Raw genomic sequence first — 24,612 nt, forward strand, 5'->3', positions numbered from 1 at the left:
GGGGAACAAAGAGCCCAAAACTTTTGAGACTGCTAGTCTCGAAAAAACTCGGCAGGAAGAGGCGACATGGTCGACGCTCCCACGCAGTCCGACCAGGATATCGACCGCGCGCCGACGGCTGCTTCGAGTCGCCGCAGGAACTGGATCCTGTGCGTCGCCAGCGCAGACGTCCTGTTGGTCATGGCGTCGATGGTGGCGCTCAACGCCGCGCTGCCCGACATCGCACGGGAGACCTCGGCGACCCAGACCCAGCTGACATGGGTCGTCGATGGATACACCCTGGCGCTGGCATGCCTGCTGCTGCCCGCGGGAGCCATCGGCGACCGCTACGGCAGACGGGGCGCGCTCCTGGTGGGCCTGGCCATTTTCTCGGTGGCCTCGGCCGCACCGATCGTCTTCGGCAGCCCTACCGAGATCATCCTGTCGCGCGTGGTCGCCGGCGTCGGCGCGGCGTTGATCATGCCCGCCACCCTGTCTCTGTTGACCGCGGCGTTTCCGAAATCGGAGCGCAACAAGGCCGTCGGCATCTGGGCCGGCGTCGCCGGCTCCGGCGCCATCTTCGGCTTCCTCGGGACCGGCCTTCTACTCCAGCACTTCTCGTGGCAGTCAATCTTCTACGGCTTCGCCGCTGCCGGCGTGCTGATGTTCGCTGTGACCCTGACCATCGGCTCGTCGCGCGACGAGACCGCGACGCCGATCGACTGGGCGGGCGGCGCGTTGATCGGACTCGGCCTTGCCGTGTTCGTGCTCGGAGTCGTCGAGGCCCCTGTACGCGGGTGGAGTGATCCGATGGTACTGGGTTGCATCGCGCTCGGCGTGGTCCTCGTGGCGGCGTTCGCCACGCTGCAACTTCGGCGTGACCATCCGCTGCTCGACGTGCGACTGTTCCGTTCCCCCGAATTCAGCACCGGCGCAACAGGAATCACATTCCTGTTCTTCGCGATGTTCGGATTCTTCTTCATTTCCATGCAATTCATGCAGCTCGTGATGGGTTACACCGCCCTGCAGACGGCATTCGCCCTGTCTCCGCTCGCCGTGCCGATGCTGATCCTGTCGAGCACCATCCACCTCTTCCTGCCCAAGATCGGACTGCGCTTTGCGACGAGCCTCGGCCTGGCGCTCATCGCCGCCGGACTGTTCTGGATGACGTTCTTAACGGTGGACGCGACCTTCCTCGACCTGGTTGGCCCCATGCTCGTCAACGCAATGGGAGTTGGATTGTGCACGGCACCAACGACATCAGCGATCATGAACGCCGTGCCGGACGAGAAGCAGGGCGTTGCGTCGGCGGTCAACGACGCCACCCGGGAGGTCGGCGCGGCGATCGGCATCGCCGTCGCGGGATCAGTGCTGGCGGCGGTCTATCACAGCGCACTGGCACCGAAACTCGGCGCGTTCCCGGAGCAGATCCGAGACTCGGCCACCGATTCACTGGCCTACGCCCAGTCGATCTCAGAACAGATGGGACCTCAGGGCCTCCAACTCGCCGGCCTCGCGGAAGCGGCGTTCCTTCAGGCCATGGACCAGGCACTCGTCGTCATGTCGACCGTGCTCGTCCTGGGAGCGGTGTTCCTCATCATCTGGGCGCCCGGACGCGACGGCCGACAGTGGGCATTCCTCACACGGGACTCGGGCCGGCACCGGCGATGAACTCCGCGGCGCGGTGCCCGGCCATCACGATGGTCGCGTGTGGCCCGCGACTCGGAATCTCCGGCAGGATCGAACCGTCCACCACCCAAAGATTCTGCAGGCCGTAGACACGGCACTGCCCGTCGACAACCGCACCCATTTTCGCTGTCCCGCACAAATGCTGCGATGTCGACCAGATTTCCTCGGATTGCACTGTGGTTCCTGCTAATTCGCTTGCCAACCGAGTGCCGGCACGGAGCAGCTCGACATCGGCGGGGGCGCTGTCGTAGCGCTGCTCGATGACAGGATCGGCGTCGGGATCGGGCGAGACGATCCTGACGCTGCCCCGCGACTGCGGGCGCATCAGCGTCACCCCGATGTGCGGCCGGTCGGTGGGGTCGTCGCGGCGGCCGGTCGTCATCGCTCCGAAGCCCGCCGTGTAGGGCCGGATCTCCACCCCGTCCGCCGTCGTCAGCACGGCTTCCAGTGGCGGCACCCCGTGGGTCGCCGGCCACGTCACCGGAAGCACCCATTCCGGATGGTCGATGGTGTCGACACCGACGGGAAGATCGTGCGCCACCGTCACCCCGGCGGCGCGCAGCACATATTCCGGCCCGATCCCGGACAGCATGAGCAACTGGGCCGAGGCGATCGCACCGGCCGACACGACGATCCGATCGGCGGTCAGAGACACTGCACCGTCCGGACCGACGCAGTCCACGCCGACGGCACGGCCTCCCGAGAGCCGCAACCGCACAGCTCGGGTTTCGGTCCGCACCGTCAGGTTCGGACGTCGCAGCGCCGGCTCCAGGAATGCACCTCCCGGTCCGACACGGGTGCCGCGGTCGATGTTGAGCGGCACCGCGCCCACCCCGGGGAGGAGGGGGTTCTCTGGCGTCGACCCGTTGAGATCGGCGATCCAATCGAATCCAGCCTCACGGGCGGCATCGACGAACGACGCTGTGCAGCCATCGAATTCGGCGACCCGGCGAACCCTGATCGGGCCGTCGGAGCCGTGTACAGGACCTGCGAAGTCCAGATCGGTCTCAATGGCTGTGAAGTGCGGGAGAACGTCGGCCCACGTCCATCCGTCGATGCCCCAGCCGTCGAGGTCAGACGGAAAGGCCCGGCAGAAGTAACCACCGTTGACGGCACCGGAACCGCCGACGACCCTGCCGCGCATCAGCTGGGTGTAGCGCCGCGGCGCGTCGGTCAGTGCGCTCGGGTAGCGGCGCACCAGCGCGCTGGCGATGCCGATCGGCAGCCGCAGCGCGTCGGTGATCTGGCTGGCAACCAGGGGGTCGGCAGGACCGGGACCCGCCTCCACCACTGTGACGTTGCAAGTGTCGTCGACGGAAAGACGTTCTGCCAGGACCGAACCCGCGCTGCCCGCCCCGACGATCAGGACGTCCACTCAGGTCCGGATTTGCGGCTTGAGGGCTCCGGCGTGACGCTCGCGGACCACGCCGGTCCACAGGCCGAGGCCGTAGGCGATGTCGTCGATCCGCTTGAGCAGGATGTAGGTGAGCAGACCGACGCGCTTGGTGTCCTCGTCGGCGTTGCCGTTACGGGTGGCCCAGTCGAATACGCCGTCGAGCACGGCGGCCACCACCACGACCCGGCGGCAGCGTTTCGACAGGACTGCGGCCACCATTGCGATCGGCCAGTAGTGCCGGCAGATCGCCGACGCCAGCGCAAGCGCAGCCGACCACAGCCCGTGCGCCGCCACGACGGCGACCTCCATGGGCTCGGTCTGCACACTCGACAGCGATTTCGCGATGCGGCGCCCGGTGATCGCGGCGACGGCAACCGAGGCGACGTAGCCGATGCAGGAACCGAGGGCGACGAGCATCCACACCACCAGCGTCCAGCCCGAGATCACCAGCGGAGCCGTCTTACCGGGATGGCGGATCGTCAGCGGCGCCGCCGAACCACCGTAGAAAGATTTGCGGGCGAACCACTTTCGCAACTCGGTGCGATGATCGTGAGCCACCATGGCGATCGGTTCGTAGCGCAGCCGCGCCCCTGCCTCGTTGAGACGCCAGCACAGGTCGACGTCCTCTCCCGAGACGAGGCTCTCATCGAAACCGCCCACATCGAGCAGGGCGCTGCGCCGGCAGATGATCGCGGCGCTGGGCACATAGGACACCGTCCCGAACGGAATCACCGGGGCCTCGCGCAATCCGAGATCCAGCGACGAACGCACCGCCTCGTAGCGGGCGACCACGCTGTCGGACTTCTCCAGCGCGACGATCCGCGGGGCCACCAGCGCCACGGTCGGGTCGCAGAAGTGCCCGAGAAGGGCTTCCAGCCACCCGCGCCGCGGCACCACGTCCGAATCCAAGAACGCCACGAAGTCGGTGTTGCAGACCGCGAGACCGGCGTTGCGGGCCGCCGCCGGCCCCTTGCTCCTGGCGTTGCGCAGGATCCGCACGTCGCAGTGCATGGACGCGAAATCCGTTTCCCGCACCGGCCGCGCCGAGCCGTCATCGACGATGACGACCTTGAGGCCACGCAGGGCGGCCACCAACCTGATGAGTCCGGACGCGTTGTCGCGCACCGGGATAACGACGGTGACGTCGCGGTGCGACGGGCCGCTCAGCGGGCGGGGGTGCGCGACGGTGGCGTCGAGCAGGGTGCGAGCCAATTGTGCGCTGACCGCATCGTGGACCTCGAGTCTGCCGCCGTTGAGCATGGTCTGAGCGGCCGGGGCCAAGCGGAGCAGGCGGGTGGGCGATCCGCCGAGGAGCGCCGCACCTTCGCCGAGGACGCGCACGCGCCGATCGACCTGGACGGCGAACCCGTCCGGCAGTCGCGGCCCCGTCATGTCAACATCCCCTCGCGATCAGGTGCCCATCGGGCAACGCGCCCTGCGCACGCGTCCACCATTTCGGCAAAGATCTTCCTCCCCTCGTCCGCTGTCGCTGTCGTGGGGTCCCCCAAGACCCCCAGCGAACTTACGGCCGCGACACCCCCGCGCCGCATCTCTGGCAGCAGCTCCGACAACCGAGCCCGGTTTCCCGGTACCCGTTCATCTTGCCTCACCACGTTAGGCGAAATATGTAGCAATACGGATGTTTCGGTATGCCCGGCGTGGGCGTCGGCGTTGCTGGCGACACACGAGCACCACCCCGCGTCGCGACCCTCGTACCGCAGTAGGGCCACCGCTCGGCGCAGCGCCTCGACGTTTCCACCGTGTCCGTTGACGAAGACCACGCGCGACGACCACCGACATGCAGACCGGGCGAACTCAACGAGAAGTTCCGCCAGTACCGGTATGCCAATTGACACCGTGCCGGCAAAGCCCTCGTGCTCGCCGCTCGCGCCGTAGGCGATCGCGGGGGCGATGAGCCACTTGGATTCACTCCGCGCCCGCAGCAGGGTGACAAGCGCCTCCGCAACGGCCGTCGCAATGCGTGTGTCGGTGTCCAGGGGTAGGTGAGGTCCGTGCTGTTCGGTCGATCCGACAGGGACGATCAGCGCTGCAGATGCGTCATGGAGCTGCCTCGACGTCGAGTTCCCGAGCTCGCGGGGGTAGACCACGCGACGATGGTAGGCCGAATTCACCTGGCGTGCGCCAAATGTTGGCGCATGCGTGGCAATTGATTTCCCACCGCCCGTCTGGGCCCGGAGCCGCCGGTTCACGACAGCCCCGACAGCCCCGCCAGCACCAGAGACGACGACGCCGGTTCAGGCTCCCAGTGTGCGCGTGAACCCGTCCGGAATCAGGATGTCCTCACGGGTCAGCTCGTGGATCGAAGATTTGCCAAGGCCTCGCAGTGCCGAGTCGATGCCGCCGCTGAGAATGTCGAGTACGTTCTCCACGCCCGCCTGTCCGTTGGCCGCCAGACCCCACAGGTACGCCCGGCCGATCATGACCGCGCGGGCACCGAGAGCAACTGCCTTTACGACGTCGCTACCGCGCCGAATACCACCGTCCAGCAAAACCTCGACCTGGTCGCCGACGGCGTCGGCGATCGCGGGCAGGCAACGGATCGCGGCCGGGGTGCCGTCGAGGTTGTTCCCCCCGTGATTGGACACCGTGATCGCCGAAACCCCAGCATCCACAGCACGTTTGGCGTCATCGACCCGAACCATGCCTTTCAACAGGAACGGGCCACCCCACTGCTCCCGCAGCCAGGCGACGTCTTCCCAGGTCGGCGGTGGTGTACCCATCCACTCGCCGTACGCCTCGAAGAAGGTGGGCCCCGGCTCACCGGCCCTGCCCTGATTCGGAACGCGCAGGTCGGGCGGACGCAGGTGCTTGGCGAAGCTGAAGAACCAGCGCGGCTTGGTGATGACTTCCGGGCTCATCTTGATCATGGTCTTGAGATCCATCTGCTCCGGGATCTTGGGGCTGCCCCAGTCGCGGCCGTGCGAGAAGCTCCAGTCGGTGGTCAGGATCAGACCCTTGGCGCCCGCAGCCCTGGCGCGTTCCATGCGCGCGGCGATGGCGTCGCGGCTGCCCAGCCAGTAGATCTGAAAGAAGATCTTGTCGTTGACCGCGGTAACTTCTTCCATCGGCTTGCTCGCGAAGGACGACAGCCCCATGGCGGTGCCGCGGGCCGCGGCGGCGCGCGCCACGGCGACCTCGCCGTCGGGATGGACAGCCTGCACGCCCGTCGGCGAAATGATGACCGGCAGCGAAACGTCTTGCCCCATCACGGTTGTCGCCATGTCACGCTTCTCCGTGGCGCCCACCACGTGGGGGGCGAAGCCGAGCTCGGCGAACGCCTCGACGTTGTCGGATACCGACACGCCCTTCTCGCTGGCGGAGATCAGCGACGAATAGGCGGACTTGGGGAGCCGCTTTTTGGCCCGTTGCTGGGCGATCGCGACCGTTTCGAACCATTCATCTCTTGCCATCGTCAGACAGGACTTTCGTTGCAGAATTTCTTGGGCGGTGCGCTCAGCAGCGTGAGCGGGATCGGACCCTTTGGCTTGTTGCGTCCACCGGCGCGGGAATGATCCACGCTCGAGCGCGGCTTGTCGCGTTCGAGAGCCAGCGCGGGCTCGCCGTAGCCCTGCACGCACTCAGGGTCGGGGCCGTCCATCGGCAAGCCGGTGAAGAACTTGGCGGCCATGCAGCCGCCGCGGCAGGCGTCGTAGTGGTTGCATCCGCTGCAGGCGCCGGCGGACTGCGGCTCGCGCAGCTCGCGGAACAACTGCGAGTTCTGCCAGACATCCTGGAATCCGTTGCTGGTCAGGATATTTCCGGCGAGGAACTTGTCGTGGATCGCGAACGGGCAGGCATACACGTCGCCGACCGGGTCGATCAGGCAGACCACGCGGCCCGCGCCGCACAGGTTGAGACCGGCCAGCGCACCGGGCTCGCCGAGACCCGACAGGTGGAAGAACGAGTCGCCGGTGAGCACGCGCTCACCATGGGCGACCAGCCAGTCGTAGAGCTGGACCTGCTGAGCCGGAGTCGGGTGCAGTTCGTCCCACACGTCGGCGCCGCGCCCGGACGGGCGCAGCCGCGTGATGCGCAGCGTGGCGCCGTAGTTGTCAGCGAGCGCCTTGAAATCGTCGAGCTGGTCGATGTTGTGGCGCGTCACCACAACCGAGATCTTGGCGTCCTTGAATCCAGCCTCTTTGAGGTTCTCCAGTGCACGTACAGCCATCGCGAACGATCCGGGCCCGCGCACCGCGTCGTTCACCTCGGCCGTCGCCCCGTCCAGGGAGATCTGGACGTCGACGTAGTCGCTGGCGGCCAGCTTGGCCGCCACCTCCTTGGTGATGCGGACGCCATTGGTGGAGAACTTGACCCCGACGTGGTGCTCAGTGGCGTAGTCGACGAGTTCCCAGAAGTCGCTGCGCACCGTCGGCTCGCCGCCACCGATGTTCACATAGAACACCTGCATGCGCTCGAGCTCGTCGATGATCGCCTTGCACTGCTCGGTGGACAGCTCGCGCGGATCCCGCTTACCCGACGACGAGAGGCAGTGCACGCACGACAGATTGCACGCGTACGTCAGCTCCCAGGTCAGGCAGATCGGCGCGTCGAGGCCGCGCTCGAACTGGTCGACGAGGCGGGGCACCGGAGCTGCCAGTGTCATGAATTCTCTCCTGGATCGGCGATCAGCATCTTGGACTGGACGAGCACGCCCAGCGCGTGGAGGTAGGGCGCCTGATCGTTGTCGTCGATTCCTGCGGCGCGGCAAGCGGATCGAGCGTCGGGGTGATCGGACAGCGAGTTGATCACCTCGACGATCGTCCGGTTCTTCAGGAACGACAGCTTGCGGGTTCCGAAGTGGTAGAGCAGCGCGCCGAACGGTTCCGGCCGCACCGCCACCTGCGGGTGCAACCGCCAGTGCCGGTCGGCGTCGAAAGTGCTCGGCGCGGTCATGCTCAGTAGACCCCGCACATCCCGTCGATGGAGACCTCTTCGACGAGGCTCTCGGTCACCAGTTCTTCGGTCTCGACCTGCTGGTTCTGATCCATGTGAACTCGCCTTTCCGTTGGCTGGACCCCGGTAGGGTCTCGACATTTGTGACGTAGGTCGCTAACAATAAGGCACCGAGTGCCGAAACGGAAGGGCGAATCGTGACGGGCGCCACCAAGCCGCGCGTAGGTCGTCGTCGCTCGACGAGCTGGGAGCACATCAGCGACGTCGCGATCGACCTGTTCATGGCGCGCGGATTCGACGAGGTCAGCGTCGACGATGTCGCCGCCGCGGCCGGGATCGCCAGACGGACGCTGTTCCGGTACTACCCCTCCAAGAGCGCGCTTCCGTGGGGCGACTTCGATGCGCACCTCGATCTGATGCGGGGACTGCTGGGCGAACTCGATCCCAGCGTGCCGATCCGGGATGCACTGCGTGCCGCACTGTTGGCGTTCAACGACTTCGACGATGCCGACCGGCACCGACAGCGGATGCGCTTGATCCTGGAAACCGAAGCACTGCAGGCATATTCGATGACAATGTATGCGGGCTGGCGGGCGGTGGTGGCCGACTTCGTGGCCGGCCGGCTGCAGGTGTCGGCGTCTGACCTCCTGCCCCAGACGGTGGCGTGGACGATGCTGGCGGTCTCCCTGTCGGCCTACGAGTACTGGCTTGCCGACGAGTCCGCGTCGTTGGCGGTGTCACTCGGCGAGGCATTCGATTTGTTGGCGTCGGGTTTGGCCGATCTCGAAATCGGTGTGTCGGAGTCTGGACCTCCGCAACGACGATAGGGATGTGAGCACCGAATCGGGGGGTGAGAGCGGCCCCCGGGCACTGCTCGCGCTCAACGACGAGGCACTGCCCGCGGTGTACGGGTACTTCGTCAGGCGCTGCGCTGACCGGGGAACGGCCGAAGACCTGACGTCGGAGACGTTTCTGGCGGCGATGGACGCTGCGAGAAAGCCGGCCCCGCCGGCATTGACGATGCCTTGGCTCATCGGGGTGGCGCGACACAAACTGGCCGACCACTATCGGCGGCGCCACTGGGTACCGGTGGCCGAGGTTCCCGAGGAACCGTTGCAACAGTCGTACGGAAAATCGGCACTGTGCAGCGATGCCCAAGGTACGCGGTTTTACCTGGGTGAGCTCTGACCGAATGCGACGGTCAGCGACTGCGGGCCGCGGATGGCCGGGGGTCCCGCCAGATTGGTGTACCCGGGAGGGTCGGGCAGCGCGCCACGACGCGACGAAGAGCGATCGTCAGCTCGAGACGGGCCGGCAGGTGCTTAGAAGGGCGGCGGTTCGTAGATCTCGGCGAGCCAGGCTTGATGCTGGCGTTCCTTTTCCGCATTGATTTCGATCCGCTTTTGGCGTTCTCGTCGGATCCGGGACGCCCGGTCTTGTTCGCGGGTTCGCTTGCGCCGCGGCATCATCGCGGACTTGTCGGGCGACTCCTCCGGGGCGTCCGCATTAGGTAACGTCGCGGTCGGGGCTGCCAGCGTGGGGAACAGCATTCCGCCCGCGGAGTCGGTGACGTAGACGTGGCCGGTCGGAGCGGTCAAAACGACAGTGCCATCCGGATATTGCTCGTCACGCCAGCCGTTGGGACCGGTGTAGAACGTCTTGATCAAATGATGTGTGCGGCAGTAATGCTTGGTGGCCGAGGCGTGAGTGACCCCGAACGGCCACGGCGTCGTATGGTCGACATCGCATTTCTCGACGGGCGCGTCGCACCCTGGGAAACGGCAGGTCAGATCACGCCATCTCAGGTAATCAGACAGCCGCGCAGACGGCCGGTATCCACTTTCCGGTTCTGCTCCGGGCTGATGAACTGGTTTGAGCTTGGCCGTCTTTGCGGCCTTTCGGACTTCGTCGGCCGGCAGGATCCCCATTCCGGACATGTAGCCCGGGTCATCGGATGCGCCGTCAAGGGTCGCTTGCTCAGCAAGGATGTGGATAACCACCTGGGCGGCGGAGTCGCGGAGCGTCGTCGCCGGGCAATCGTCGGCGCCGCACTGGCAGACGAGGCTTGTCTCCCAGCGGCCCATGGCGCCACACGCATCTGCCCGCAGCTGGTTTTCGGTTCTCGGATCGTTGGCGCAGACCGTAGCGATCAGGGTCTTGAGTCGTTGGTCGAATGCCGCGGCGTCTTCTGCATTGAGTACGCCGCCGGCGTAGGCCATGCCGGGCGTGGCGGGTTCGACATCGAAATAGCGATTGTCCTTGGCGATCGGCGGCACTCGCACACCGGCCGGATCGAACTTGGCCACCCACTGGTCCAGCCGATCTTTGAGCACCTTGTCCGACAACCGCATCCACCTGGCAAGTCTCGGCGCCAATGCCTCGTCCAGATCGGCAATGACGTCGTCCTCGACATTATCTGTGCACGTCAAAGTCGTCTTCACCATACGAAAATCAATATCGCCGCGGCGGAATGCCTCCACAACTCGCGGGAGTCGCTCATGCAACGCCACGGCCATACGCACCTGATTTGCCGCCCGCCCCCTGCTGATGTTCTGGGCCGCAGAGACTTCCGCTCCGACGGCCTCGAACACATCGGTACGCCACAACCCCGCTTCAAGGTACGTCTGCTTGCGTATCGCATAGAGCCGCGCGACCGCAGCGAGTCGCTCTGCAATCGCCCGCGCCTCGCAACGAGCCGCGAACGTCATCGCGTTCACCGCATCAACCGCATCGGCCGAATCGAACATATGTGCTACTTTAGCCGGCTCCACTGACACGTTGGCGCACTGATTTCTGCCACCGACCGGTCAATCTCTGCCAGCCGAAATGAACTACCTGACATGCGGGTTTGAACAGTCAGATCACCAAGATCGACAACTCACGGAAGAGCAGAACAATGAAGAACCTCACCATCGCCACCGCCGCAGCCGCCACCTTCTCCGCCGCGTTCCTGGGCCTGGCCGCCCCCGCCCTGGCCGCCCCCACCGGCGCCGGCGACGCCCAAGCCGCCATCGCCCAGCTGGAAGCCGACGGCAACCGCGTCATCGTCCAAAAGCAGTCCGACGCCTCCCTGGCCGACGCCAACGTCGTCAGCGTCAACCGCGGCGCCCCCATCCGCGGCACCGTCATGGACGACTTCAGCGACCGCACCTACCAGCAGACCATCACCGGCTACGTCTACTACGTCAACGTCAAGTGATAACACTTCCCTAGAGGCAGTAGAGCCACCTCCCACAAGGAGGTGGCTCTGCTGTATGCCGACCAAGTTGCAGAGCAACTAGCCGATCAGGTCCGAAATTGGCGCTCCCGCAGCGATCTTCGCGCGCACCTTCATGACCTTGCCCGGGAACCCGCCGCCCACGACACCTACGACCACGCCGTCGCGCTCGTAGTAGGCCAGGAACTTGCGGCCGTCGTCTTCGACGATGTGCACGGTGTCGGTGGCCTCGGGCTCGCCGAGCGCCTGGATCTTCACGTCGTACTGGTCGCTCCAGAAATAGGGCACCGAGACCGCGGCGGGCGGTTCCTGGCCGAGCATCGTCGGCACCAGCACTCTCGCCTGATCGGCGACATTGCTCCAATGTTCCACGCGCACTTGGCCTCCGACGTCGTCGCGCCATGACGCGACGTCACCGATCGCCCACACGTTGGGCGCGCTCGTACGTCCGCCCTCGTCACAGACCACGCCGTTGTCGATCTCCAGCCCGCTGCCTTCGAGCCACTCGGTCGCAGGGTGCGACCCGATCCCGACGATGACGATGTCGGCATCGAGTTCGGTACCGTCACTCAGCGTCACCTTGCGCACGCGATCGTCGCCGCTGACATCGGAAACCCCGACGCCGCAACGCACATCCACGCCCTCGGCACGATGCAGCCGGGTCACCAGATCGCCGATCTGCTGCCCGAGCACGGAGGCCAGCGGTGCGGGCTGGGGCTCCACCAGAACGACGTCGACACCCAACTTGCGTAGGCTCGCCGCGACCTCACAGCCGATGAAGCCGGCACCGATGACCACCGCGCGGCACGCTGAGTCTGCTTCCTTCCGCAGCGCCAGGCTCTCGTCGAAGTTGCGCAGCACATGGATGCCCGCCAGGTCCGGGAATGACTTGATGCGCTTGGGCACCAATCCCGTCGCGATGACGAGCTCGTCATAACCCAGCTGCGAACCGTCGGCCAGCGTCAGCGTCTTGGCTTCGGTGTCGACCGACTTCGCGCCGTTGCCGAGCAGCACCGTGATGTTGTTCTCGGCGTAGAACTCGGCCGGCTTCAGGGTGACGTCGTCCGTCTCGGCGCGCAGAACTTCCTTCGACAGCGGTGGTCGATCGTAGGGAAGGTGATCCTCGTCGGAGACGATCGTGATCGCGCCCGCGAACTCCGATCGGCGCAGCTGCTCGGCCGTGCGTGCGGCGGCAAGCCCGCCACCAACGATGATGACGCCGCCCGGAACCTCTGATGTGCCCACTCGGGCTTTTTACACGATGCCGCAGATTTGATGCGCGCCACCCCACGCGCAGGCGCTCAACTCGGAGTGCGCTCGATGATGTTCGACAACACCACGATGCTCTCGCTGCGTTCGATGTCCGCGCTGGATCGGATCCGCTCCAGCGCCTCCTCCAGATGTCGCATGTCGCGGGCCAGTACGTGCAGCATCGCGTCCGCTGTGCCCGTCACCGTCGCCGCGCCCACCACCTCGGGAATGTCTTTCCACGCGGCCCGCAGCTCGGCAGGCGCAATGGTGCCGTGGCAGAACACCTGCACGAACGCCTCCGTGGTCCAGCCGAGCGCGTTGCGGTCGATCACCGTGGTGAAGCCTTTGATCACACCGCTGTCGAGCATGCGGTCGACCCTGCGCTTGACTGCGGGTGCCGACAGGTTCACGCGCTGCCCGATCTCGGCGAACGTGGCCCGCGCGTTGTCGGCGAGTTCGGCCAGAATTCGCTCGTCCGTTTCGTCCAGACGGTCCACGTTCACCCCTACGCAACAAAACGCCGGAACGCCCGGCTTGGCGCAACAAATCTTAATCAGACACGCAATAGCCGTCGATTGATTGCGCAGAGAGCCACTCATATCGTTAATCGCATGACGATGGACATCGCCGGTGCCCCGGTCACCGATGCGCTGGTCACAGAAGCAACCCACCGACGCGCCGCCAGCACCCGGCGCTACCTCATGACCACCCCGACGTTCTTCGCAGTCGAATACGTCATCAACCCCTGGATGGACGCGTCCACGCCCGTCGACACCGGCCTCGCGCTGACCCAATGGGACGCGCTCCGCCAGACCTACCTCGACCTCGGCCACGGCGTCGAGGTCATCGAACCCATCGCCGGACTCCCGGACATGGTCTACGCAGCCAACGGGGGCAGCGTCATCAACGGCAAGGCAGTCGTCGCCCGCTTCGCCCATGCCGAGCGCGCCGGCGAGGCCGTCGCCTACGCGCAGTGGATGGCGCGCAACGGCTACGAGCCATTCGAGACACGACACGTCAACGAGGGGCAGGGTGACTTCCTGGCCGTCGGCTGCGTCATCCTCGCCGGCTTCGGCTTCCGCACCGACCGGCGGGCGCACGACGAGGTTGCCGGCCACCTCGGAATGGAAGTCGTCAGCCTGGAACTCGTCGACCCGCGGTTCTATCACCTCGACACCGCACTCGCCGTCCTCGACGACACGACCGTGGCGTACTACCCGCCCGCCTTTTCGCCGGACTCCCGCGCGGTGCTGGCGCGGATGTTCCCCGACGCCATCGAGGTCACCAGCGCCGACGCCTACGTCCTCGGTCTCAACGTCGTCTCCGACGGATTGAACGTGGTGCTGCCCGCCGCGGCGACCGGGTTCGCCGAGCACCTCGCACTGGCCGGATTCCGGCCTGTCGGAGTCGACCTCTCCGAGCTGCTCAAGGGTGGCGGATCGGTGAAATGCTGCACGCTGGAAGTGCATTCGTGACAACCATGACATCCAGAACTCAGGAGACGATCGAGCTCGACGCACGCCACGTCGCGCACAATTACTCTCCGCTACCGGTTGTCGCCGCCAGCGCCGAAGGCGTGTGGATCACCGACGTCGAAGGTCGCCGCTATCTGGATTGCCTCGCCGCGTATTCGGCCGTCAACTTCGGGCACCGCAACCCCGAGGTGACCGCCACCGCGCACGCACAGTTGGACGCTGTGACGCTGGTGAGCCGCGCCTTCCATTCCGACCGGCTCGCCCCGTTCTGCGCCGCCCTGGCCGAACTGTGTGGCAAGGACATGGTGCTGCCGATGAACAGCGGCGCCGAAGCCGTAGAAAGCGGCATCAAGGTCGCGCGCAAGTGGGGCACCGATGTCAAAGGCGTCAGAGACTCGAACATCGTTGTGGCGCAGAACAACTTTCACGGCCGAACCACCACGATCATCAGCTTCTCCGACGACGAGACCGCACGCCGCGGCTTCGGCCCGTACACGCCCGGGTTCCGGTCGGTGCCGTTCGGGGACGCCGACGCGCTGGCGCGCACGATTGACGAGAACACCGTCGCCGTCCTGCTGGAACCGATCCAGGGCGAGGCCGGGATCATCGTGCCTCCCGACGGCTACCTGCCGCGGGTGCGCGCGCTGTGCACCGAACGCAACGTTCTGATGATCGCCGACGAGATCCAGTCCGGGCTGGCCAGAACGGGACGCACCTTCGCGTGCGACCACTGGGGCGTCGTCCCCGACATCTATCTGCTCGGCAAAGCGCTCGGCGGCGGCGTGATGCCGCTGTCCGCGGTCGTCGCCGACCGGCACATTCTCGGCGTGCTGCATCCAGGCGAGCACGGCTCTACGTTCGGCGGAAACCCGCTCGCGGCGGCGATTGGCTCCACCGTCGTCGCCATGCTGGCGCGAGGCGAATTCCAGGAGCGCTCAACGGAACTGGGTGAGCACCTACATCGCCGTCTGGGCAACCTGATCGGGCACGGCGTCCTCGCCGTACGCGGCGAAGGCCTCTGGGCGGGCGTCGACATCGACCCGGTGCACGGCACCGGAAAAGAGGTCAGCCTGCGGCTCGCCGAACGCGGTGTGCTCGTCAAGGACACCCACGGCTCGACACTGCGATTCGCACCGCCGCTGGTAATCACCGCCGACGAAATCGACTGGGCTGTCCACCGATTCGCCGAGGTACTGCGCGGCTAGTACTTGGCGGTGCCACGATCCACGGCGATCTGGGACCCCGAGATCGTCGCCGACCCGTCGCCGGCCAGCCATGCCACCACGTCGGACACCTCTTCGGGCGTCATGAATTCCTGCAGGCCCGGCTTGCCATCATGGGCAACGGGTTTGTACGGCATCGGCGAAAAGCTGTGCAGGAAGGCCGGATACTTGCCGAAGATCTTCATCATTTCGTCCGGCTCCACCATCGGGGTGTCGATGGAGTACGGGTGAATGGAGTTGACCCGGATGCCGAACTCCCCCGCCTCGATCGCGAGCGCGTTGGTCAGCGCGACGAGACCGTGTTTCGACGCCGCGTAGTGGGCGTTACCCGGGGTTGCCTTGGTGCCTGCCGACGAGCTGACGATGATGATCGAGCCGCCGTTGCCCGCTTCGATCATCGCGGGCACCGCGGCCTTGATCGTGCGCCAGGTTCCGTTGAGGTTGACGTCGATGACGCTGTCCCACTGTTCCTCGGACATCTCCCAGATGCGGCCCCAGCTCAGGATGCCGGCGTTCGCGACGACGATGTCGAGCCGGCCGAACTGCTCGATTCCGTCGGCGACGAGCTGCTGCTGGGCCGCCAGGTCACGGATGTCGACCTCACGGGAGAGCACCTTACGGCCCGTCGCCTCGACAAGGCGCACGGTCTCGGCCAGGTCCTCGGCCGTCGGCATCGGGTACGTGACCGCCTCCGACACCGGTTTGCAGACGTCGATCGCGATGATGTCGGCGCCGTCGCTGGCCAGGCGGATCGCGTGGGCCCGGCCCTGACCGCGCGCGGCTCCGGTGATCAGCGCGACGCGGCCTTCCAGAGGTGCACCTGAGGACATGGGCATCAGGCTAACAGCAGAACTAGAACGCGTTCTAGAGTCTGGCGATCAGATGTCGGCGATGATCTGCTGACGCTTCGCCGTGTACTCAGCTTCGGTGATGGTCCCGGTCGCCCGGAGCGTCTCCAACTCTTGAAGACGTTGCGCGATGGTCGGTTCGACGGACGGTGCGGCGTAGGGCGCCCCGGCGGGCACCGGGGGCGGCGGGGCTTGCTGCGCGGCCGCATGGCGGACGATGGCCTGCACTTGCTGGCGGGCGGCGGGGTTGGAACGAAGGTCGATCATGTTGTTCATGCTGATGCCGTGGGACTTGAGCACCTGCAAGATCTCCATCAGCGCCTCGGTCTGACCCGTCAAGTCGTAGGTCCGGTTGTCCTCGGCCACGCTGAACGTGGCGGGCATCAGACCGGCCACCAAAGCACTGCGCTCCCAGTCGATTTGGTAATCCCTGGTCGTCGGGTCCACCAAGGCGACGAGCTTGCGACTGGTGATCATCGGCAGCCTCCCCACCGAGGCGACCACCTGATCCTGCGTCGAGAACGGCGTGAGCCCGGGCCCCGACACCTGAAGGTCGAGCTTCACCAGTGGCTGGTCGTTGATTCGGGTATTGGTCTCGTGAATGCCGACCACCTGCGCGAGCGCCAGCACCCCGGATGCCTCCAGCGCCTTGGTCTTGGCCGCCGACCTCGCACCAAAGCCGGTGATGACCACGGCGATGACGACGTCGAGAACGGTGATCAGCAGACCTGCCCACAGCATCCACTGCAGCATCGGACCGGCGCCGGCCGCGAAGTAGATGACGAGGAAGATCGGCCCGACGATGCCGCACAGCAGCACAAACAGCTGGACCTTGATGTATCGCCAGAAGGTGGACACGGCGACAGATTATCGCTATTCGGCCGCGCCGGAGCCCTACTAGGGAGCGGGAGTCACCGCGTTCAGCGGCGTGAGCGCAGCGGGCACCGGCGGATGCGCGGCGGCCAGCTGATACAGCGGAACAGTCCAGGCATCCATGGTTGCCGTGCTACGCGCGTAGCTCGTGTGCACTGCGACCGCCGCCGGATTCATCTCCTCCTCGGAGTCGGGGTCGTAGTCGCAGACCGCGTCGCCGAGGTTGCAGACACTGATGGTCCTGGCGCCCATCGTCGGCGGCAGCGGTGCGGGAGCGTGAGCCAGAATCGGCCAGTCCTGCGCGACGCCCTTGCCCGCGTCGGGCACGGAGACCACGGAGCCGATGTTGATCGTCGGGTCCTGCGGCAGGCGATCGCCGTCGGCGACCAGCAGTGCGGCCGCCAGGTTGGGGCTCGCGTCGAGGGCATGCAGATTGCGGTGGACGACCATCGCACCCTGTGAGTAGCCCGCGAGCACCACCTTGGACGTCGGGCACTGCGCCACGAACGCCTGGTACTGCTGGCCCAGGGCGGCGGCGCCGGTGTCGACGCTGCCCATGAAGCCGAGCCAGTCCAGCGCACCACCGCCTTCGGGCACCGGTGTGGCCGGGTAGTTGACCGCTTCGGCGGTGATCGTGCGCCCGCTCTGCTGCACCATGGCTGCGAAGTCGCGATACGACTTGGACACGACGCGACCCATGCCGGCGTAGGCGGTCAGATCGGCGGGTGCCCGCTCGCCCGAACCGGCGGCGCCGATCCAGTGGACGTCAGGGCACGCCGGCTGCGCGGAGGCGATACCGGCGGTCAAACCGACAGTGGCAGCGCCGCCCACGACGACCGAGGCCGCGACGGCGGCGACGCCTGCAGAAATGCTTCTCAAAACGTGAACCCTTACCTCAAACCGGCCGACCCCTCGACAGCCGTCGCCCCATACATCGGCGGGTAACGAGCAGGTGTTACACGTCAGAAGCGAGGCAGGATGCGGTCCCAGTGCACCTGCGGAGGTGGGATCTTGGTGATGTCGAGTTCGCGCGGCCACTGCGGCATTTGGGGCGGCGGGATCTTGGTGACGTCGAGCTCCCTGGGCCACTGCGGCGGTGGTGGCAGCCGGGGCGGCGGGATCCTTGTCAGAGCGCCCATGGGATCGGGCGGGCGCTGGTTGTTCATCGCCGACGCGACGAGCGCGTCGCCGATCAGGTTCAGCGTGCCGCCACCGATCCATCCCGCGGTGCCCGACACCGCGCCGATGATGGCATCGATGCTGAATCCTGGGTTCACCATGATGTTCGGCGTCAGGTTCACCGGAGGCAGCGACGGGGCGTTGCCCGCGAACGGCCAGACCGGCATCCCGGCCTGCAGAGGCGGTGGCGCTTCGTCGAAATTGCGGGGCGGTGCGGTCGCGGCCATCGGGAAGTACTGCTCGAGTGAACGGTCCCAGGTCGTCGAATTCGACGTCGTCGCAACCGGTTCCGATTGTGCGACGGGTGCGACGGTTTCGGTGACGGTGAGCGGTGCGGGCGCGGGCACCGGCGGCGGTGCGACAGGGGACGTCACTCCAGCGGCTTCGCCGAGGCGCTCGGCTGCGGTCGGTTCGTCGTCGGACAGCTTGTTGACCGTCCACACGAGCGTCGCGATCGTCGCCACGGAGACCGCCGTCGACACACCTGCCAGGATTTTCCAGGGATCGACCTTCCTTCGCGCCGCGACGGAGATCGGTTCTGTCTCATCGACGTTCATCAGAGGCGCCTCGCGTATACCGACATTGCGTCGGCCACGCTATCAATTCCGACGCCTGTGCAGGGGCCTACCTTCCGCCGCCGGCGAGCGAGCGCGAAATGCCACACTGTGCGGCGCGTCGGCGTGCAGACACGCGCGCTCGCGGTGCAAGCGCGCCCGCGCTCGCGGTGCAAGTGCGCCAAAACGGAAGTGGCGCCCACCCTTTCGGGTGAGCGCCACTCTCGTTGGCTAGGCCTAGACCGCTTACTTGTGGATCTTGGTCACGCGGCCGGCGCCGACGGTACGGCCGCCCTCGCGGATCGCGAAGCGCAGGCCCTCGTCCATGGCGACGGGCTGGATCAGCTTGACGGAGATGTCGGTGTTGTCACCGGGCATCACCATCTCGGTGCCCTCGGGCAAGGTCACCACGCCGGTCACGTCCGTGGTACGGAAGTAGAACTGCGGACGGTAGTTGTTGAAGAACGGCGTGTGGCGGCCGCCCTCGTCCTTGCTCAAGATGTAGACGCTGCCGTCGAACTCGGTGTGCGGCGTGGTGGTGCCGGGCTTGACCACAACCTGGCCACGCTCGACGTCCTCACGCTTGATGCCACGGACCAGCAGACCGACGTTGTCGCCCGCCATGCCCTGATCGAGCAGCTTGCGGAACATCTCGACACCGGTGACGGTGGTCTTGGTGACAGTCGGACGGATGCCGACGATCTCGACTTCCTCGTTCACGTTGATCACGCCGCGCTCGACACGACCGGTGACCACGGTGCCGCGGCCGGTGATCGTGAAGACGTCCTCGACGGGCATCAGGAACGGCTTGTCGGTCTCGCGAACCGGATCCGGGATCGACTCGTCGACGGCCTCCATGAGCTCCTCGACGGACTTGACCCACTGCGGGTCGCCCTCGAGGGCCTTGAGCGCGGACACCTTGATGACCGGCGCTTCCTCGTCGAAGTCCTGGGCGGCCAGCAGTTCGCGGACCTCCATCTCGACGAGCTCGATGAGCTCTTCGTCGTCGACCATGTCGGCCTTGTTCAGGGCGACCAGGATGTAGGGCACGCCGACCTGGCGGGCCAGCAGCACGTGCTCGCGGGTCTGCGGCATCGGGCCGTCAGTGGCGGCGACCACCAGGATCGCGCCGTCCATCTGGGCGGCACCGGTGATCATGTTCTTGATGTAGTCAGCGTGACCGGGGGCGTCCACGTGGGCGTAGTGACGCTTGTCGGTCTGGTACTCCACGTGGGAGATGTTGATCGTGATACCGCGCTGACGCTCCTCGGGCGCATTGTCGATCTGGTCGAATGCGCGCGACTCGTTCAAATCGGGGTACTTGTCGTGCAGAACCTTGGTGATTGCTGCAGTGAGAGTGGTCTTGCCGTGGTCAACGTGACCGATGGTCCCGATGTTGACGTGCGGCTTCGTCCGCTCGAACTTCGCCTTCGCCACTTCTGTGTCCTCCTGGACTTGTTGGTGCTCTTACTAAGCAGATGTTGACTTGTTCAGTTGTGTGGTCCTCGCGAGAGGCTACCGGTTACTGACCGGTGGCCTTCGCGATGATCTCCTTCGCCACGTTCGCCGGAACTTCGGCGTACGAGTCGAACACCATGGAGTAGTTGGCCCGGCCCTGGGTCTTCGACCGAAGGTCTCCGACATAGCCGAACATCTCCGACAGCGGAACCTGCGCCTTCACGACGCGCGCACCGCTGCGCTCTTCCATGGCCTGGATCTGACCACGGCGGGAGTTCAGGTCGCCGATCACGTCACCCATGTAGTCCTCGGGTGTGGTGACCTCGACGGCCATGATGGGCTCGAGGATGACGGGCTGGGCAGCCTGCGCCGCCTTCTTCAGCACCTGCGAGCCGGCCACCTTGAACGCCATTTCCGACGAGTCGACCTCGTGGAAGGCGCCGTCGAGCAGGGTGACCTTGATGTTCACCAGCGGGTAGCCGGCGAGCACGCCGTACTGCATCGCGTCCTGCGCACCGGCATCCACCGACGGGATGTACTCGCGCGGGATGCGGCCACCGGTGACCTTGTTCTCGAACTCATAGGTCGCACCGTCCTCGCCGGAGAACGGCTCGAGATCGATGAGCACCTTCGCGAACTGGCCGGAGCCACCCGTCTGCTTCTTGTGGGTGTACTCGACCTTCTCGACCTTGCGGCGAATGGTCTCGCGGTAGGCCACCTGCGGCTTACCGACGTTGGCCTCGACCTTGAACTCGCGACGCATGCGGTCGACCAGGATGTCCAGGTGGAGCTCGCCCATGCCGCCGATGACGGTCTGGCCGGTCTCCTGGTCCAGGTGCACCTTGAAGGTCGGGTCCTCTTCGGCGAGCTTCTGGATCGCGGTGCCCAGCTTCTCCTGGTCACTCTTGGTCTTGGGCTCGATCGCGACCTCGATGACCGGATCCGGGAACGTCATCGACTCCAGCACGATCTGCTGGTTCGGATCGCTCAGGGTGTCACCGGTGGTGGTGTCCTTCAGACCGATCACGGCGTAGATGTGACCGGCACTGGCCGTGTCCACTGGGTTTTCTTTGTTGGAGTGCATCTGGAACAGCTTGCCCAGCCGCTCCTTCTTGCCCTTGGTCGAGTTCACGACCTGCGAGCCCGAATCGACCTTGCCGGAGTACACGCGGACATAGGTCAGCTTGCCGAAGAACGGGTGCGTCGCGACCTTGAACGCCAAACCGGAGAACGGCTCGTCGGCCGACGGCTTGCGAGAGATGATCTCGTCTTCCTTGCCGGGGACGTGTCCCTCGGCGGCGGGCACGTCCAGCGGGTTCGGCAGGTAGTCGATGACCGCGTCGAGCATGGGCTGCACACCCTTGTTCTTGAACGCAGACCCGCACAGCACCGGGTAGCCCTGGCTGGAGATGGTCAGCTTGCGCAGACCGGCCTTGATCTCCTCGATCGTGAGCTCTTCGCCGCCCAGGTACTTCTCCATGAGATCGTCGTCGGTCTCGGCGACGGCCTCGATCATCGCGGTGCGGTACTCCTCGGCCTTCTCCTGCAGATCGGCCGGGATGTCGACGGTGTCGTACTTCTCGCCGAGCTTCGTCTCGCCCCGCCACACCTTGGCCTTCATCTCGACCAGGTCGACGACGCCCTCGAAGTCACCTTCGGAGCCGATCGGCAGCTGGATCGGGACGACGTTGGCGCCGAGGCGGTCCTTCATCGTCTGCACCGAGAAGTAGAAGTCGGCGCCCAGCTTGTCCATCTTGTTGACGAAGCAGATGCGGGGAACGTCGTACTTGTCGGCCTGCCGCCAGACCTGCTCGGACTGCGGCTCCACACCCTCTTTGCCGTCGAACACGGCCACGGCACCGTCGAGGACGCGCAGCGAGCGCTCCACCTCGACGGTGAAGTCGACGTGTCCGGGGGTGTCGATGATGTTGATCTGGTTGTCGTTCCAGAAGCAGGTGGTGGCAGCCGAGGTGATCGTGATACCCCGCTCCTGCTCCTGCTCCATCCAGTCCATCGTGGCGGCGCCGTCGTGCACCTCACCGATCTTGTAGCTGATGCCGGTGTAGAAGAGGATGCGCTCGGTTGTCGTCGTCTTGCCGGCATCGATGTGCGCCATGATGCCGATGTTGCGGACCTTCGTGAGGTCGGTCAGCACGTCCTGTGCCACGGCTAAATTCCCACTCTTTCGCTTGCTTGGTTGCTGTCGTCTTGCACCACCCTCGGCAACACTGCCGGGGGTGCTAAATCACCAGCGGTAGTGCGCGAAGGCGCGGTTGGCCTCGGCCATCTTGTGGGTGTCTTCGCGTCGTTTGACGGCGGCACCCAGGCCGTTGCTGGCATCGAGGATCTCGTTGGCCAGGCGCTCGACCATGGTCTTCTCGCGACGAGCCTTGGAGAAGCTGACCAGCCAGCGCAGGGCCAGCGTGACCGAACGGTCGGGCCGGACCTCGACCGGAACCTGGTACGTCGCGCCACCGACGCGGCGGCTGCGGACCTCCAGGGCCGGCTTGACGTTGTCGAGGGCGCGCTTGAGGGTCACCACCGGGTCGGTGCCGGTCTTGTCGCGGGCCTGCTCGAGCGCACCATAAACAATGCGCTCAGCCAGCGATTTCTTCCCGTCGAGCAGGACTTTGTTGACCAGTTGGGTAACCAGCTGGGATCCGTAGACCGGATCGTTGACCAGCGGACGCTTGGGTGCGGGGCCCTTGCGCGGCATCAGCTCTTCTCCTTCTTGGCGCCGTAGCGGCTGCGTGCTTGCTTGCGGTTCTTGACGCCCTGGGTGTCCAGCGAGCCGCGGATGATCTTGTAGCGCACGCCGGGGAGGTCCTTCACACGGCCGCCACGCACGAGCACCATTGAGTGCTCCTGCAGGTTGTGACCCTCACCCGGGATGTAGGCGGTGACCTCGACCGCGCTGGTCAGGCGCACGCGTGCCACCTTGCGAAGCGCCGAGTTCGGCTTCTTCGGGGTGGTCGTGTACACGCGGGTGCACACGCCGCGACGCTGCGGGCTGCCCTTGAGGGCCGCGGTCTTCACCTTGGCGACCTTGTCGCGGCGACCCTTACGGACCAGCTGGTTGATGGTTGGCATGTACCGGCTTTCTGTGTTTCTCGTCGTGCTGACGTCTTGTGCTCTTTAAGTTCTCTGTACTGCTGTTATGCCCGCGCCGGTTCCCCCGCGTCCGGGCGTGTCGCACGCGTCCGCCGCGGCTTCTCGGATAATTTCCAAGGCACCCCACGAGGCGGGACATGCGAATTGGCCCGGCGTGCAGGCATGCTTGAACTCACGGGACGGACCCCAAGAACGCAAGCGCCTTTAACTGCCAGGCACGAACGTCCACAATACCAGGGCGGCATACCTCGACAAAACCCGCTGACCTGCGTTATCTCGACTTCATCCCTGCGGCCAGCCGCATCACCATGTCGGTGAACACCGCATCGGTGTCAATCCCGCTCATCACCCCGGTCATCTCCAGCAGCACGAACCCGTGCATCGCCGACCAGAACTCCAGCGCGGCGTAGAACGCAGACTCGTCATCGAGTCCGTAGGACGCCAGCACGGCGATCACCGGCGCCGCAGCAGCCCGGGTGACCTCGGTGAATTCCGGGTCCTCGCCCCCACCCAGGGGCATGCGGGTGAACGCTGAGTACCGGCCGGGGTGATGGTGTGCATAGCTGCGGTAAGCACTGGCCATCACGACGACCGCATCATCGGGGCTGCGGCCCTGGCCCACGGTGTTCAGCATCTCGATGATGTCCCCGACGACACGCATTCGAACCGTGCGGCGCAGGTCGTCGAGGCTGTGGACGTGGTTGTACAGCGAGGGGCCCTTGGTTCCGAGCTGGTTGGCCAGCGCGTTGATCGTCAGTGCGTCCCAGCCCTCGCGGTCCAGGAACGTCAGCGCGGCGTTGACGATGGAGTCACGGCTCAGCTTCGCCGAACGCGGCGGCCGAGTTGCCACGTCTCACCCCCTCGGATCGTTCAGGTCACCCAGGGTTGCGCCGGGCCAGCGAGCAACTCTAGTTCACTCGCTGTTGGCTGAGCTCGGCCAGTTGCTCGATGATCGAGCACAGATCGGGCATGGTCTGCGAGTTCATGGTCTGGATCGACCACGTGATCACGTCGCCGCCCTTGGCCACGTAGATGCTGCAGGCCGTGTCGTCGTAGGCCTTGAAGCCCTTGTTGCCGTCGATGGACAGCTCGGTCAGCGTTCGGCCCGCGAGTTGCTCAAGTTCACGTTCGGTGTCCATATCGCTGCCGCGGTACCACCACGTCGAGATGCCCATGCCCGCACCGAAGTTGTCGATCATCGAGTCTTCCTGCCAGAAGCAGCCGGCGTCGCTGACCACCGCCGGGACGAACAGGTCGGATCCCGCGGCCGCCGCGACATCGGCGTCGGTGACGCCGTTGCAGTCCACGCTCTGGAAGCCCTCCCCGGACGATTGCGTGCCCGGGGTCGCGCTCGGTTCGTCGGCCTGGTCCGTACCCCCGCAGCCGGCGAGCAGCGTGCCCAGGATCAGCGCCGCGCCGAGACGGGCAGTGGTCGTGGCGCCCAT

Annotated in this window: 25 protein-coding genes and 1 pseudogene; 6 read left to right on the forward strand and 20 right to left on the reverse strand. The window is 65.8% G+C overall.

Translation table 11 applies throughout. The annotated features are described in order from the left end of the window. Positions 1-66: 66 nt before the first annotated feature. Positions 67-1,650 carry an MFS transporter gene (locus AWC12_RS06035; RefSeq protein WP_085172949.1) on the forward strand — a complete coding sequence of 528 codons (1,584 nt, stop codon included), beginning with the start codon at positions 67-69 and terminating at the stop codon, positions 1,648-1,650. Here the strand turns inward: AWC12_RS06035 and mftG are convergent. The 7 genes from mftG to mftA all read right to left on the reverse strand — a co-directional run bounded on the left by mftG (position 1,619) and on the right by mftA (position 8,073). Continuing rightward, positions 1,619-3,043 (reverse strand): mycofactocin dehydrogenase MftG, encoded by a 1,425-nt coding sequence (gene mftG / locus AWC12_RS06040; protein ID WP_085172950.1) that lies wholly within the window; start codon positions 3,041-3,043, stop codon positions 1,619-1,621. The two genes, AWC12_RS06035 and mftG, sit on opposite strands and share 32 nt — an antisense overlap. After that, complete coding sequence (mftF, locus tag AWC12_RS06045; protein WP_085172952.1) at positions 3,044-4,456, reverse strand: mycofactocin biosynthesis glycosyltransferase MftF; 1,413 nt, start codon at positions 4,454-4,456, stop codon at positions 3,044-3,046. It abuts the gene before it with no gap. Continuing rightward, positions 4,453-5,196, reverse strand: a complete 744-nt coding sequence (gene mftE, locus AWC12_RS06050) for a mycofactocin biosynthesis peptidyl-dipeptidase MftE (protein WP_085172954.1) — start codon at positions 5,194-5,196, stop codon at positions 4,453-4,455. Before mftE ends, mftF begins: the two co-directional genes overlap by 4 nt. A gap of 123 nt (positions 5,197-5,319) precedes the next feature. Then, positions 5,320-6,495: a pre-mycofactocin synthase MftD gene (mftD, locus tag AWC12_RS06055; protein WP_085172956.1), complete on the reverse strand. Its 1,176-nt coding sequence runs from the start codon at positions 6,493-6,495 to the stop codon at positions 5,320-5,322. Between the two features lie 2 nt (positions 6,496-6,497). After that, positions 6,498-7,688 carry a mycofactocin radical SAM maturase gene (gene mftC / locus AWC12_RS06060; RefSeq protein WP_024446184.1) on the reverse strand — a complete coding sequence of 397 codons (1,191 nt, stop codon included), beginning with the start codon at positions 7,686-7,688 and terminating at the stop codon, positions 6,498-6,500. After that, a complete protein-coding gene (mftB, locus tag AWC12_RS06065) occupies positions 7,685-7,978 on the reverse strand; it encodes a mycofactocin biosynthesis chaperone MftB (protein WP_024446183.1) in 294 nt (97 codons plus the stop codon). The genes mftC and mftB overlap by 4 nt, the downstream gene beginning before the upstream one ends. Positions 7,979-7,980: 2 nt before the next feature. Then, the gene (mftA, locus tag AWC12_RS06070; protein ID WP_081659991.1) at positions 7,981-8,073 is read right to left on the reverse strand and encodes a mycofactocin precursor MftA; all 93 of its coding nucleotides are present in this window, start codon (positions 8,071-8,073) and stop codon (positions 7,981-7,983) included. 102 nt (positions 8,074-8,175) lie between these two features. Between mftA and mftR the strand changes: the two genes are divergently transcribed. Together mftR and AWC12_RS06080 are read left to right on the forward strand one after the other, a co-directional pair. After that, complete coding sequence (gene mftR / locus AWC12_RS06075; protein WP_085172958.1) at positions 8,176-8,805, forward strand: mycofactocin system transcriptional regulator MftR; 630 nt, start codon at positions 8,176-8,178, stop codon at positions 8,803-8,805. A 4-nt stretch (positions 8,806-8,809) separates the two neighbouring features. Next, positions 8,810-9,085, forward strand: a pseudogene (locus tag AWC12_RS06080) (sigma-70 family RNA polymerase sigma factor); the annotation flags it as partial. Between the two features lie 215 nt (positions 9,086-9,300). Here the strand turns inward: AWC12_RS06080 and AWC12_RS06085 are convergent. After that, a complete protein-coding gene (locus AWC12_RS06085) occupies positions 9,301-10,725 on the reverse strand; it encodes an HNH endonuclease signature motif containing protein (RefSeq protein ID WP_085172962.1) in 1,425 nt (474 codons plus the stop codon). 149 nt (positions 10,726-10,874) lie between these two features. On the opposite strand from AWC12_RS06085, the gene AWC12_RS06090 reads away from it, so the two are divergent. Then, positions 10,875-11,177 carry a hypothetical protein gene (locus tag AWC12_RS06090; RefSeq protein WP_085172964.1) on the forward strand — a complete coding sequence of 101 codons (303 nt, stop codon included), beginning with the start codon at positions 10,875-10,877 and terminating at the stop codon, positions 11,175-11,177. A 78-nt stretch (positions 11,178-11,255) separates the two neighbouring features. Here the strand turns inward: AWC12_RS06090 and AWC12_RS06095 are convergent, their stop codons facing one another. Both AWC12_RS06095 and AWC12_RS06100 read right to left on the reverse strand, forming a co-directional pair. Beyond that, a complete protein-coding gene (locus AWC12_RS06095; protein WP_085172966.1) occupies positions 11,256-12,440 on the reverse strand; it encodes an NAD(P)/FAD-dependent oxidoreductase in 1,185 nt (394 codons plus the stop codon). Positions 12,441-12,496: 56 nt separating this feature from the next. Beyond that, positions 12,497-12,943 (reverse strand): Rv2324 family transcriptional regulator, encoded by a 447-nt coding sequence (locus tag AWC12_RS06100; protein WP_024444706.1) that lies wholly within the window; start codon positions 12,941-12,943, stop codon positions 12,497-12,499. 120 nt (positions 12,944-13,063) lie between these two features. Between AWC12_RS06100 and ddaH the strand changes: the two genes are divergently transcribed. Then, a complete protein-coding gene (gene ddaH, locus AWC12_RS06105) occupies positions 13,064-13,921 on the forward strand; it encodes a dimethylargininase (protein ID WP_085173128.1) in 858 nt (285 codons plus the stop codon). Between the two features lie 5 nt (positions 13,922-13,926). Continuing rightward, positions 13,927-15,126 carry an ornithine--oxo-acid transaminase gene (rocD, locus tag AWC12_RS06110; protein WP_110808579.1) on the forward strand — a complete coding sequence of 400 codons (1,200 nt, stop codon included), beginning with the start codon at positions 13,927-13,929 and terminating at the stop codon, positions 15,124-15,126. Here the strand turns inward: rocD and AWC12_RS06115 are convergent. The 10 genes from AWC12_RS06115 to AWC12_RS06160 all read right to left on the reverse strand — a co-directional run bounded on the left by AWC12_RS06115 (position 15,123) and on the right by AWC12_RS06160 (position 24,612). Then, positions 15,123-15,980 (reverse strand): mycofactocin-coupled SDR family oxidoreductase, encoded by an 858-nt coding sequence (locus AWC12_RS06115; protein WP_024444703.1) that lies wholly within the window; start codon positions 15,978-15,980, stop codon positions 15,123-15,125. The genes rocD and AWC12_RS06115 overlap by 4 nt on opposite strands. 42 nt (positions 15,981-16,022) lie before the next feature. Beyond that, entirely contained in the window at positions 16,023-16,850 is an 828-nt protein-coding gene (locus tag AWC12_RS06120; RefSeq protein WP_024444702.1) for an SHOCT domain-containing protein, read from the reverse strand. A 39-nt stretch (positions 16,851-16,889) separates the two neighbouring features. Further along, positions 16,890-17,735 (reverse strand): cutinase family protein, encoded by an 846-nt coding sequence (locus tag AWC12_RS06125; protein ID WP_165762776.1) that lies wholly within the window; start codon positions 17,733-17,735, stop codon positions 16,890-16,892. A 92-nt stretch (positions 17,736-17,827) separates the two neighbouring features. Continuing rightward, on the reverse strand, positions 17,828-18,601 hold the full coding sequence (locus AWC12_RS31000; protein ID WP_085172972.1) for a hypothetical protein: 774 nt from the start codon (positions 18,599-18,601) through the stop codon (positions 17,828-17,830). Between the two features lie 243 nt (positions 18,602-18,844). Further along, on the reverse strand, positions 18,845-20,035 hold the full coding sequence (gene tuf, locus AWC12_RS06135; RefSeq protein ID WP_024444699.1) for an elongation factor Tu: 1,191 nt from the start codon (positions 20,033-20,035) through the stop codon (positions 18,845-18,847). A gap of 85 nt (positions 20,036-20,120) precedes the next feature. Next, complete coding sequence (gene fusA, locus AWC12_RS06140; protein ID WP_234813856.1) at positions 20,121-22,172, reverse strand: elongation factor G; 2,052 nt, start codon at positions 22,170-22,172, stop codon at positions 20,121-20,123. 129 nt (positions 22,173-22,301) lie between these two features. Next, on the reverse strand, positions 22,302-22,772 hold the full coding sequence (rpsG, locus tag AWC12_RS06145; RefSeq protein ID WP_011558402.1) for a 30S ribosomal protein S7: 471 nt from the start codon (positions 22,770-22,772) through the stop codon (positions 22,302-22,304). Then, positions 22,772-23,146 carry a 30S ribosomal protein S12 gene (rpsL, locus tag AWC12_RS06150; protein ID WP_019514018.1) on the reverse strand — a complete coding sequence of 125 codons (375 nt, stop codon included), beginning with the start codon at positions 23,144-23,146 and terminating at the stop codon, positions 22,772-22,774. Before rpsL ends, rpsG begins: the two co-directional genes overlap by 1 nt. 292 nt (positions 23,147-23,438) lie before the next feature. After that, on the reverse strand, positions 23,439-24,017 hold the full coding sequence (locus tag AWC12_RS06155) for a TetR/AcrR family transcriptional regulator (RefSeq protein ID WP_024444697.1): 579 nt from the start codon (positions 24,015-24,017) through the stop codon (positions 23,439-23,441). A gap of 58 nt (positions 24,018-24,075) precedes the next feature. Then, positions 24,076-24,612 carry a DUF3558 domain-containing protein gene (locus tag AWC12_RS06160; RefSeq protein ID WP_085172975.1) on the reverse strand — a complete coding sequence of 179 codons (537 nt, stop codon included), beginning with the start codon at positions 24,610-24,612 and terminating at the stop codon, positions 24,076-24,078.

The organism is Mycolicibacterium iranicum (assembly GCF_002101705.1).
GTDB classification, from domain to species: Bacteria; Actinomycetota; Actinomycetes; order Mycobacteriales; family Mycobacteriaceae; genus Mycobacterium; species Mycobacterium iranicum.

Coding starts and splice junctions, on each gene's coding strand:
- fusA (WP_234813856.1), bottom strand. CDS start 22,172: ATGGCGCACATCGATGCCGGCAAGACGACGACAACCGAGCGCATCCTC.
- AWC12_RS06085 (WP_085172962.1), bottom strand. CDS start 10,725: ATGTTCGATTCGGCCGATGCGGTTGATGCGGTGAACGCGATGACGTTC.
- mftA (WP_081659991.1), bottom strand. CDS start 8,073: ATGGATCAGAACCAGCAGGTCGAGACCGAAGAACTGGTGACCGAGAGC.
- AWC12_RS06115 (WP_024444703.1), bottom strand. CDS start 15,980: ATGCCCATGTCCTCAGGTGCACCTCTGGAAGGCCGCGTCGCGCTGATC.
- mftB (WP_024446183.1), bottom strand. CDS start 7,978: ATGACCGCGCCGAGCACTTTCGACGCCGACCGGCACTGGCGGTTGCAC.
- AWC12_RS06090 (WP_085172964.1), top strand. CDS start 10,875: ATGAAGAACCTCACCATCGCCACCGCCGCAGCCGCCACCTTCTCCGCC.
- rpsL (WP_019514018.1), bottom strand. CDS start 23,146: ATGCCAACCATCAACCAGCTGGTCCGTAAGGGTCGCCGCGACAAGGTC.
- AWC12_RS06160 (WP_085172975.1), bottom strand. CDS start 24,612: ATGGGCGCCACGACCACTGCCCGTCTCGGCGCGGCGCTGATCCTGGGC.
- ddaH (WP_085173128.1), top strand. CDS start 13,064: ATGGACATCGCCGGTGCCCCGGTCACCGATGCGCTGGTCACAGAAGCA.
- rocD (WP_110808579.1), top strand. CDS start 13,927: ATGACATCCAGAACTCAGGAGACGATCGAGCTCGACGCACGCCACGTC.
- AWC12_RS31000 (WP_085172972.1), bottom strand. CDS start 18,601: ATGAACGTCGATGAGACAGAACCGATCTCCGTCGCGGCGCGAAGGAAG.
- rpsG (WP_011558402.1), bottom strand. CDS start 22,772: ATGCCGCGCAAGGGCCCCGCACCCAAGCGTCCGCTGGTCAACGATCCG.
- mftD (WP_085172956.1), bottom strand. CDS start 6,495: ATGGCAAGAGATGAATGGTTCGAAACGGTCGCGATCGCCCAGCAACGG.
- mftC (WP_024446184.1), bottom strand. CDS start 7,688: ATGACACTGGCAGCTCCGGTGCCCCGCCTCGTCGACCAGTTCGAGCGC.
- AWC12_RS06035 (WP_085172949.1), top strand. CDS start 67: ATGGTCGACGCTCCCACGCAGTCCGACCAGGATATCGACCGCGCGCCG.
- mftF (WP_085172952.1), bottom strand. CDS start 4,456: ATGACGGGGCCGCGACTGCCGGACGGGTTCGCCGTCCAGGTCGATCGG.